This window comes from Brevundimonas sp. UBA5866 (assembly GCF_002432125.1).
Lineage (GTDB): Bacteria > Pseudomonadota > Alphaproteobacteria > Caulobacterales > Caulobacteraceae > Brevundimonas.
The window spans coordinates 1-9,848 of the sequence record NZ_DJFS01000040.1 but is presented as its reverse complement, the minus strand read 5'-3'; the positions used below and the strand labels follow the sequence as shown (position 1 = coordinate 9,848).

8 protein-coding genes are annotated in these 9,848 nt (G+C 63.3%); 1 reads left to right on the top strand and 7 read right to left on the bottom strand.

Translation table 11 applies throughout. The annotated features are described in order from the left end of the window. Positions 1-1,235 (bottom strand): DNA repair protein RadA (radA, locus tag B3H86_RS04775; protein WP_292051522.1); only part of this gene is annotated, 1,235 nt, incomplete at its 3' end. Between the two features lie 165 nt (positions 1,236-1,400). Here radA and B3H86_RS04770 point away from each other — a divergent pair. Continuing rightward, positions 1,401-2,003 carry a Yip1 family protein gene (locus B3H86_RS04770; protein WP_292051520.1) on the top strand — a complete coding sequence of 201 codons (603 nt, stop codon included), beginning with the start codon at positions 1,401-1,403 and terminating at the stop codon, positions 2,001-2,003. Positions 2,004-2,112: 109 nt separating this feature from the next. On the opposite strand, the gene alr is transcribed toward B3H86_RS04770, so the two are convergent. The 6 genes from alr to rplI form a co-directional block, all read right to left on the bottom strand. Then, on the bottom strand, positions 2,113-3,156 hold the full coding sequence (gene alr / locus B3H86_RS04765; RefSeq protein ID WP_292051525.1) for an alanine racemase: 1,044 nt from the start codon (positions 3,154-3,156) through the stop codon (positions 2,113-2,115). A gap of 264 nt (positions 3,157-3,420) precedes the next feature. Next, a complete protein-coding gene (locus B3H86_RS04760; protein WP_292051518.1) occupies positions 3,421-4,056 on the bottom strand; it encodes an ankyrin repeat domain-containing protein in 636 nt (211 codons plus the stop codon). Positions 4,057-4,137: 81 nt separating this feature from the next. Further along, complete coding sequence (locus B3H86_RS04755) at positions 4,138-5,616, bottom strand: replicative DNA helicase (protein ID WP_292051516.1); 1,479 nt, start codon at positions 5,614-5,616, stop codon at positions 4,138-4,140. Positions 5,617-5,738: 122 nt separating this feature from the next. Next, positions 5,739-6,083: a hypothetical protein gene (locus B3H86_RS04750; RefSeq protein WP_292051514.1), complete on the bottom strand. Its 345-nt coding sequence runs from the start codon at positions 6,081-6,083 to the stop codon at positions 5,739-5,741. A 205-nt stretch (positions 6,084-6,288) separates the two neighbouring features. After that, positions 6,289-8,730, bottom strand: coding sequence for a TonB-dependent receptor plug domain-containing protein (locus tag B3H86_RS04745; RefSeq protein WP_292051511.1), 2,442 nt, complete (start codon positions 8,728-8,730; stop codon positions 6,289-6,291). Between the two features lie 484 nt (positions 8,731-9,214). Further along, entirely contained in the window at positions 9,215-9,799 is a 585-nt protein-coding gene (rplI, locus tag B3H86_RS04740; RefSeq protein WP_292051509.1) for a 50S ribosomal protein L9, read from the bottom strand. Between the last annotated feature and the right edge of the window lie 49 nt (positions 9,800-9,848).

The following is a 9,848-nucleotide window of genomic DNA, read 5'->3' as shown; positions in this document are numbered from 1 at the left end:
CGCGGTCGGGCCGCGGCGCGGCCCACGGCCCGCCCCTCGCCCGACAGGCCGATCTCGCCGAACACGACACAGCCCTTGGGCAACGGCTTGTCCAAAGCGGAGGAGATCAGCGCGGCGGCGGCGGCAAGGTCGGCGGCGGGTTCGTTGATCCGCATGCCGCCCGCGACGTTCAGATAGACGTCCTTATCGCCAAAGGTGATGCCGCAGCGGGCCTCCAGCACGGCCAGAAGCATGGCGAGACGGCCCGAATCCCAGCCCACGACGGCCCGGCGCGGCGTGCCATAGGCCGACGGCGCGACCAGAGCCTGTATCTCGACCAGAACGGGGCGAGAGCCTTCGATACCGGCGAACACGGCGGCCCCCGGCGCGCCTTCCTTGCCTTCGCCGAGGAAGAGGGCGGAGGGATTGGAGACTTCGCGCAGGCCGGTGTCGCCCATCTCGAACACGCCGATCTCGTCGGTCGCGCCAAAGCGGTTCTTGCCCGCGCGCAGGATGCGGAAGGGATAGCCGCGCTCGCCCTCGAAGCTGAGGACGGCATCGACCATGTGCTCGACCACGCGGGGGCCTGCGATCTGGCCGTCCTTGGTGACGTGGCCGACAAGGATGATGGCGGGGCCGTCATTCTTGGCCATGCGGACCAGTTCGGCAGCGCAGGCGCGAACCTGTGTAATTGAGCCGGGGCCGGCCTCGTGCACGTCGGACCACAAGGTCTGGATGGAATCGATGATGACGATGTCGAACCTGTCGCGCTTCAGCGTGGTCAGGATGTCGCGCAGAGAAGTGGCCGAGGCCAGCGCCACGGGGGCATCGGCCACACCCATGCGCTTGGCGCGGGCGCGGATCTGTTCGATGGCTTCTTCGCCCGAGATATAGGCCACGCGGGCACCGCTGCGCGCGGCCTTGGCCGTCACTTCCAGCAGCAGGGTGGACTTGCCGACGCCCGGATCACCGCCCAGCAGGATGGCCGAGGAGGGCACGACGCCGCCGCCGCACACGCGGTCGAACTCGGTCACGCCCGTGATGATGCGGGCCGGATCGGGCGTTTCGGACGCCAGTGTCTCGAACGTCAGGCCGCGACCGCGTGCGGTGGCCGTGGGCTTCATCGCGCCGGGCGGGGCCGCCTTGGATTCCTCCACCAGCGTGTTCCATTCCCCGCAGCCGGAGCATTGCCCCGACCACTTGCCATGAACGGCACCACAGGATTTGCAGACGAAAAGAGACGAGTCACGAGCCATGCGCGGACCTTAGCAGACGCGGGGCCGGGGAATAGGCGTGTGAAAATCGCTTGCGTCCGTTTCTGACGGACGATCACCAACTTGTGGTCGCCGGGACCAGGAAATGTGCTGGCTTTTCGGGAAATCGCCGTAATTTGTAGAAAATCACTGTCCGGAGCCTCCTAGATGACTATGGAAAACCCGTCCGCGCTGGATCCCAAACTGGTGGATCGTGCCAAGGGCATCATCCTTCGGCCCAAGCTGGAATGGCCGGTCATCGCTGCCGAAACGGCGACGGTGAAGGGGCTGTTCACGCGGTATGCCATGATCCTCGCCGCCATCGGACCTGTCTGTGGTCTGGTGGGAGCGGCCCTGTTCAATATGGGCGGCATTGTAGGTGTTCTGGTTGCGTCAGCCGTGACCTATGTCCTGTCGCTGATCGCGGTTTATTTGTTGGGCATCATCATCGACGGGCTGGCCTCCAGCTTCGGTGCCGAGCAGAACATGCTCCAATCGATGAAACTGGCAGTCTATGCCATGACGCCTTATTGGCTGGCGGGTGTTTTCAACCTGATACCGGTTCTGGCCTTCCTGGGCTTCTTCGCGGCGCTATACGGTTTTTACCTGCTGTATCTGGGGCTGGGCCCCGTCAAAAAGGCACCGGAGGACAAGGCCGTGCTCTATACGATCGTGGCCATTCTGGTCAGCTTCGTGCTGAATGTGATCGTGAGTGTGTTTGGCTGGCTGGTTGCCCTGCCGTTCATGGCATTCGGCGCATTCATTTCCTGATCCCGCGTGTCCGGACATCTGAGTGGTATTGTTCGGTACGTCGCGCCGGTCGATCCGGTGGAATGGAAAAGGGGCTCCTGCCGGAGCCCCTTTTTTGTTCGCCAGATATTCAACCGACATATAGTCGCGGCACGCGCGGCGTGATGGAGGTCAGCAGTTCATAGCTGATGGTGCCCGCGGCGGTGGCGGCATCGTCGATCATACGGTTGGCACCGAAGATTTCGACCGTGTCGCCCGCCTTGACGTCCAGGCCCGTGACATCGACCGCCAGTACGTCCATCGAGACGCGGCCGATGATTGGGCGCAGCTCGCCCGCGACCCAGACCTGCCCCTTGGGGCTGTAGGAACGCAGGACGCCGTCGGCATAGCCCGCGCCGCATGTGGCGACGGTGACGGGCTTTTCGACCCTATAGCCTTGCGAATAGCCGACGGTTTCGCCGATCGGAACGTCGCGCACCTGCATGATCTGGGCGTTCAAGGTGGCGACAGGGGCGATCTTCTCGTGCGGCCTGCCTTCAGGGCCGCCGCCGTACAGGCAGATGCCCGGACGCACGACGTCAAAGCCGAAGTTCTCGCCAAGGAAACAGCCGCCAGAATTGGCAAAGCTGCGGGTTACGCCCGCATATTTTTGCGAGACGGCATCAAAGGCGTCGCGCTGCTGGCGGTTCAGCGGGTTGGTGGGCTCATCCGCGCAGGCGAGGTGGGTCATCACCAGCTTTAGCCCGTCGAACGGTTCAGGCGCATTTTCTACGCGGTAGCCGAGGCGGTTCATGGCCGTGTCGATCTGCAGGCTGCAGTCGCCACCGCCCGATGACAGCCAGCCTTCGACCTGTGCGGGCTGGTTGAGCACGGGGCGCAAGTTCGCCTGGCGGATGAGTTGGATGTTCTCGCCGTGTGCACCGTCCAGCACATAGATGGTCGGTTCGGCACCTAGTCCCTCGCGCAGGATCACGCCTTCTGCCGCACGCGCGACGAAGAAGGTCCGCGCACCCTCCGCCATCAGACGACGCGCCACCGCCACCGCGCCGAGGCCATAGCCATCGGCCTTGACGACAGGGTTCACAGGGCGGCCCGTCAGGGCTTCCAGCGTGTGATAGTTGCGGGCCAGGGCACCGAGGTCGACCGTAAGCGAAGCGGGCAGGGATGCGGACATCGAAGACATACGGACGTTCTACGCCCCTGACCCGCGCCCGCAACAGGTTGTCGGATTATTTTGCCTCGTCAGCAGAGATATTCAGTTCTTGCGAGGCATCCTGAACCCTGAATGCGCCTCTTTCCGAGGCGAAACGGTTCAGCAGATAGGTGTGTCCGACGCCATAGATGACGCGAACCCGTTACTGCGGGCCGTTGTCTTGGTCCAGTCATAGTCGGCGACCTTGCCCGGCGGCAGGCGTCAGGGTTTCCTGCCAGCGGGCGGCTAGCGTGCGCCGTGCCGTTCCAGCAACCGGACCATATCTGAAAAGCCCTGACGGCGTGCATGGGTAAGGGCCGTGACGCCGTTGCGGTCGGGGATGTTCGGATTGGCCCCCGCTTCCAGCAGGGTCTCGAGGATCTCGACGTGGATCGGGCCGCCATCTGACAGGACGACCGTTTCCATCAGCGCCGTCCAACCCAGACGGTTGACGTGATCGGCGTCCACACCCGCCGCCAGCAGCAGGCGCACGGCTTCGGGATGGCCTTTCTCGGCGGCGGGGATCAGGGCCGTGCCCCCATAGCGGTTTGTACTTTTCAGATCGGCCCGACCGCTGCCGAGAATGAGTTCAAGGATTTCCGTACGGCCTTGGGCCCCCGCCACCAGATAGGGGCTGTCGTGGATGTCGTCCTTGGCGTTGACGTCGGCACCGGCGGCGATCAGGGCGCGGGCCGTTTCGATGTCGTTTTCCCAAACGGCGACCAGCAGGGGCGTCTGGCCCGTACGGTTGCGGGGTTCATCCGGCGACCCGGCGGCGGCGGAGTCGCCGCGCGTCTGGTCTTCGGATTTTGCGCATGACATGAGGCCGAAGCCGCCCAGAACCGCCATCATACCCATTCCTGCAATAACCGCCCTGCGCATGACAAAGCTCCGAAGGCGGGGATCGCCTTTCATGGTTTAAGCGCGGGACGGTCCAGCCCGTTCCGTAGGACGGGGACGGGCCTATTCGTAGTCGTGGCTTTCGTAACGCGCATCCTTGGCCAGGTTGCCGAAGCGCGTGGTGTTGGCGTCGAACGCCAGCTTCACGATGCCGATGGGGCCGTGACGCTGCTTGCCGATGACCACTTCGGCCATGTGCTGCAGGCGGTCCATCTTTTCCTGCCATTCCAGGTGTTCGGGCGTGCCTTCGGTCGGCTCGGCGCGGCCCACGTAATAGCTTTCACGGTACACGAACATCACGCAGTCGGCGTCCTGCTCGATCGAGCCGGATTCACGAAGGTCGGACAGCTGCGGGCGCTTGTCGTCGCGCTGTTCCACCTGACGCGACAGCTGCGACAGGGCGATGATCGGAACGTTCAGTTCCTTGGCCAGAGCCTTCAGACCGCCCGTGATTTCAGACACTTCCTGCACGCGGTTCTTGTTGCCGCTTTCGCCGGTGGTCACGAGCTGGAGGTAGTCGACCACGATGAGGTCGAGGCCGTGGTCCATACGGGCCAGACGGCGCGCGCGGGCCGCCAGTTTGGAGATGGAAATACCGCCGGTGGCGTCGATATAGAGCGGGCTTTCACCGATCTCGATGGCGGCCTCGCGCAGTTTGGCGAAGTCGCTGGCATCGATCTCGCCCTTACGCAGCTTGTCCGAGGATACGCCCGACGCATCGGCAAGGATACGCATGGCCAGCTGTTCGGCGCTCATTTCCAGCGAGTAGAAGGCCACCACGCCGCCATCGACGGTCTTGCGGGTGCCGTCGGGCTGTATCTCGTACTTGTAGTTGCGGGCGACGTTGAAGGCGATGTTCGTCGCCAGCGCCGTCTTGCCCATCGACGGACGCCCTGCGAGGATCAGCAGGTCGGACGGGTGCAGGCCACCGAGCTTCTGGTCGAGGTCGTCCAGGCGCGTGGCCAGACCGGCCAGCTTGCCTTCGCGCTGGTAGGCTTCACCGGCCATTTCCACAGCGCCCGCAAGGGCGTGGGAGAAGGAGACGAATCCCGATGAAGGCTTGCCCGTTTCGGCCAGCGAATAGAGGGTCTGTTCGGCCTGTTCGATCTGGTCTTCGGCCGGACGTTCGGGATCGGGGGCTTCCTTGGCGATCTGTCCGCCGATGCGGATCAGTTCGCGGCGCAGGGCCAGGTCATAGATGACGCGGGCATAGTCGGGTGCATTGGCCGCGGGCGGGGCACGGTCCACCAGATCGGCGAGATAGCGCAGACCGCCGAACTCGGCGAAGGCCGGATCCTGTTTGAAACGCTCCATCAGGATGGTCGGCTCTGCCAGCAGGCCCTGACGGATGTGCTCTTCGATGGCTTTGAACAGGCGCTGGTGGAAGGGCTCGTAGAAGTGGATGTCGCGCAGGCGGTCGCTCAGGCGTTCGAACACCCCGTTGTCGAACATCAGTGCCCCCAGAAGCGCCTGTTCGGCTTCGAGATTGTGGGGCATCGATGTGATGGAGACAGGTTCAGGGGCCGAAGCGAGATAATTCATGAACGCCAATCAAACAGAGCGGGCCGCCTCGTGCATCGGGGCGGCCACCTAATATCAGTCCCCATCCACAGCCGTGGTTATCCACAGCCTGTTAAATGCGGGGATTTAGAGGAGAAGCGGGCTTAGCCGCGACAGGGATAACGTTCAACCATCCATTCACGGATGGCTTGGGTCACCGTCAGATTTCTGCGTGAGACAGGCATCCCCTCGAAGCGGGCGACAAGGGTTTCGGGCGTGATGCCCGTGCCGGTCGAAGGAATGCAGGTGGCCGGACGGCGGCCTGCCTTTTCGGCAGAGGCCTGTTCGGCCTTGATCTGGTTGACGGCGCTGGTCGCGACACGGATCAGCTGGCGTGTCTCGGAGCGCAGCATGGCTGCGGCACGGTTGCGGGGAATATCCTGACCGATTTCAAGGAACTGGGCCACGGTCATCTGCGACTGCGCCACGGCGGGCAGGCCCGTGGTCATAACCGTGAGAACGGCGGATAAACCAATGGCTTTCACTGCGATGCGACGAGTCATGGTGGTGAAGATGCTCCGATCACGGCCAGGTTGTTGGCGGATATATAAGGCTGTGTTTGATCTAAGGTCCACAGCCTGAACCTTAGCTGAATGTGAAAAAAGGACGCCCGAAATCGGACGTCCTTTAGCTTTATCAATAGTTAACAGTGTCTTACCACTTGAAGGCAAGACGTCCGTAAACATAGCGACCGTTGAATCCGTAAGGCGAGAAGTTGGAGAAGGGGAAAGCCCCCGTCGTATTGTTCTCGCGCAGGCTCTGGCGCGGATACTGGTCAAAGACGTTGTCCGCACCGATCGACAGAGTGACATTGTCGGTAAAGCGGTAACGGGCTTCGACGTCCGCGATCAGGGCGTCGCCCAGTTGCAGGTCCGTGGCTTCGGATGCACCTGCGGCCAGAACGTCGCCATAGCCGGTCAGACGGAATGTGCCGCCCAGCTTGCTGGCTTCCCAGTCGGTCTGGAACACCACCTTCCACGGCGGGGTGCCTTCTTCGAAGCGGTAGACAGCCTGACGCCCGAACAGTGTGGTCGGCGTCGGCAGGATGCCGCTTTCGGTGACGGGGGTCTTGGTGACCTTGAAGTCGTTGACGTTACCGGCCAGCGTGAAGTCGAGGCGGTGGCCCGCCGCCGTTTCGGCGCGGTAACGGGCGACAACGTCCAAGCCGGTGGTTTCGGTGTCCACGCCGTTGATGAAGAAGCGGGCTGCCGATGCGCCATACGGGGCCAGCAGGTCGAAAATGGTGCGGCCGTTGGTGCCGACAGCAGCGGTGGCCGAACCGGTCAGGGTTTCCGACAGGATGATCCGGTCCTTGATATCGATGCGATAGGCGTCTGCGGTCAGCTCGAACGGGCCGTTACGCAGGACGAAGCCCAGCGAGTAGTTTACCGATTCCTCGGCCTCCAGCGGCGTTCCGCCCAGAGCCCTGCCCACCTCGCTGACCGAGGGGTAGGTGCCTGTCTCATAGGGGACGTTGTTGATGTAGAGGATCGAGGTCTGGGTATAGTATTGCTGTTGCAGGCTGGGCGCGCGGAAGCCGGTCGAGACGGCACCGCGGATGGCGAAGTTCGGGTTGAAGTCGTATCGCGCCGCGAACTTGCCCGAGACATTGTCGCCAAAGTCCGAATAGTTCTCGTAGCGGACGGCACCCGACAGGGTCAGGCCCTCGACGACTTCGCCTTCCAGATCCAGATAGACGCCGACATTGCTTCGGTCTTCGTCAACCTCGTTGGCAGGCGTAAAGCCGGTGAAGCCGCGCGAGCCGAAGGCGAGGGTGCTGCCACCGGCGGTCAGGACCGGTCCGCGCGCATAGGAGGCTTCCTCACCCGCGCCGATCCTGTAGGTCTCGCGGCGGGCCTCAAGGCCGAAGGCCACGTTCAGCGGGCCGTACCACCCCAGATCGTAGCCACGGCTGGCGTCGATACCCAGCACAAGCTGGTCGTATTTCAGCGAGCCCGCTTTGAACTCGGTCGGGCCGTTAAGGCCATAGGTCGGGTTCATGGTGTTCTCGGCACCGAACTCGATCTTGTTCGAGCCGTAGCCCAGATTGATGTCCACACCCCATTCACCAATGTTGCCGCGAACACCGCCGGCGGCGGTCCAGTCGGTGGTGTCGGTCAGGATAAAGGGCAGGTATCCATCCGGATATTTGCGGCCCGAGCCATAGTCCGGGTTCTGGGTGGCATCGGTCGGGGTGCGATAGAAGGCGGCGGCAGAGCCGTCACGCTTTTGATATCCCGCCCAGCCATAGGCTTCCCAGTTGGCCGAGATAGGCGCGCCGGCGTTCAGGTAAACCGACAGGTCTTCGGTCTGGGCATCGCCCTGACCGCCAGTGATGCGGCCCAACGTCGGGTTGATGTCCGAGCGGTTGGTGCGGTCGCGGTCGCGGTATTCGACCGAGGCGGTCAGGAAGCCTTCGTCGCCGATGGCAAACCCCTGCCATGCCGAGACGGTCAGGGTGTCGCCGTCGCGGATATCGTCGGCACGGCCATAGAAGCCGGTGTAGTCGGTGATGTACTGGCCATAGGTGAGTGTAGCCCCGCCACCTTCACGGGCTTCGCGCAGACGCAGGTTCAGCACACCGGCAATGGCGTCAGAGCCATATTGGGCGGCGGCACCGTCACGCAGCACCTCGATGCGCTCGACGGCAGAGGACGGGATGGCATTCAGGTCCACCGCAGACGAGCCGCGACCGACCGAGCCGTTCAGGTTCACGAGGGCGGTCTGGTGGCGTCGCACGCCGTTGACCAGAACCAGCGTTTGGTCCGGTCCCTGACCGCGCAGGGTGGCGGGACGGATGGAGTCGGTGCCGTCGGTGGCCGACGGGCGCGGGAAGTTCAGGGCAGGGACGCTGGCGGCCAACTGGGTGGCCAGTTCGGTCGAGCCGCGCTGTTCAAGGGTTTCGGCGGTCACCACATCGACCGGGGCCACGGTATCGAGGCGCGAGCGGTTGGCCACGCGGGTGCCGGTGACGACGATGTCATCGACGCTGGTGGTTTGGTCGGCTTCCTGCGCGTGGGCACCTGCGGCGATCAGCAGGGCCGAGCCGGACGCGGCGGCAAACAGGGCGGAGCGGGTAGCGAAAGAGCGGAGCATTTTGATGTCAGGCTTTCCGGGTGTGGCCGCGCGTGGCGGGCCTTCGTCCGCGCATCGGCAGCGGACAGATCAGATTTTCTGCGTGTTCGGGTAGGTCAGTCCGGCTGACGGTGGCGACAGGTCGGGTTCCGAAATTGCGGAACTGAACCGAATATCGACATAGGCATCTCCCCACGTTGAAGCCTCATCCGGACGAGGCCTGCCTGATTGGGAGGAGCGAGCATCGGCCGTACGGGCTCGTGGTTCGCGCGCACCTTGGAGCGCGATCCACAGACTGAACCCCGCCACCCTGAGGCCGATCGGTGCCGTGCGATATCGAGATTATCTGAATACAGGCGTAGAAAAACTAAACAACAAAGCGCGCGACCATTCCCTGTTTGTGGCGCGGGAAAGCCTGGATACAGGTCGCGCAAAGAAAAAGGGCACCACCCGAAGGTGATGCCCCAATCCTTGATCGCAATCAGCGAAAGCGGATGAAAAAGCCTTAGGCTTCTTCGCCGAAGCCTTCTTGCTGACCGGCTCCGCCTTCGATGAGCTCTTGAGCAGCTTCTTCAGCAGCAGCACGCTCGTCGTCGAAGCGCGAAGCGATGACGTCTTCACCGCGGGCTTGACGCTCGGCTTCATCAGCCGAACGGGCCACGTTGATCTTGACGGTCGCCGACACTTCACCGTGCAGGCGAACCAGCACTTCGTGAATGCCGAGGGTCTTGATCGCGGTGTTGAGCACGACTTGCGAACGCTCGACCTTGCCGCCTTCAGCCTTGATGGCTTCAGCGACGTCGCGGCCAGCGACCGAGCCGTACAGCTGGCCGGTTTCGCCAGCCTGACGGATCATGACGTAGGTTTCGCCGTCGATCTTGTCAGCGATGACCTGAGCGTCGGCCTTGTTCTTCTCGTTGCGGGCTTCAATAGCAGCACGCTCGATTTCGAAGGCCTTCAGGTTGGCTTCCGTGGCGCGGCGAGCCTTGTCGCGCGGCAGGAGGAAGTTACGTGCGAAGCCGTCCTTAACAGTGACGACGTCGCCGATGGCGCCGAGGTTGTCGACGCGTTCCAGCAGAACGACCTTCATCTTACTTCACCACGTACGGCAGCAGGGCCAGGTAGCGGGCGCGCTTGAT

Excerpts from the sequence above, each read along its gene's own strand:
- B3H86_RS04770 (WP_292051520.1), top strand. The coding sequence starts at position 1,401 with ATGACTATGGAAAACCCGTCCGCGCTGGATCCCAAACTGGTGGATCGT.
- B3H86_RS04750 (WP_292051514.1), bottom strand. The coding sequence starts at position 6,083 with ATGACCACGGGCCTGCCCGCCGTGGCGCAGTCGCAGATGACCGTGGCC.
- rplI (WP_292051509.1), bottom strand. The coding sequence starts at position 9,799 with ATGAAGGTCGTTCTGCTGGAACGCGTCGACAACCTCGGCGCCATCGGC.
- alr (WP_292051525.1), bottom strand. The coding sequence starts at position 3,156 with ATGTCCGCATCCCTGCCCGCTTCGCTTACGGTCGACCTCGGTGCCCTG.
- B3H86_RS04760 (WP_292051518.1), bottom strand. The coding sequence starts at position 4,056 with ATGCGCAGGGCGGTTATTGCAGGAATGGGTATGATGGCGGTTCTGGGC.
- B3H86_RS04755 (WP_292051516.1), bottom strand. The coding sequence starts at position 5,616 with ATGAATTATCTCGCTTCGGCCCCTGAACCTGTCTCCATCACATCGATG.
- B3H86_RS04745 (WP_292051511.1), bottom strand. The coding sequence starts at position 8,730 with ATGCTCCGCTCTTTCGCTACCCGCTCCGCCCTGTTTGCCGCCGCGTCC.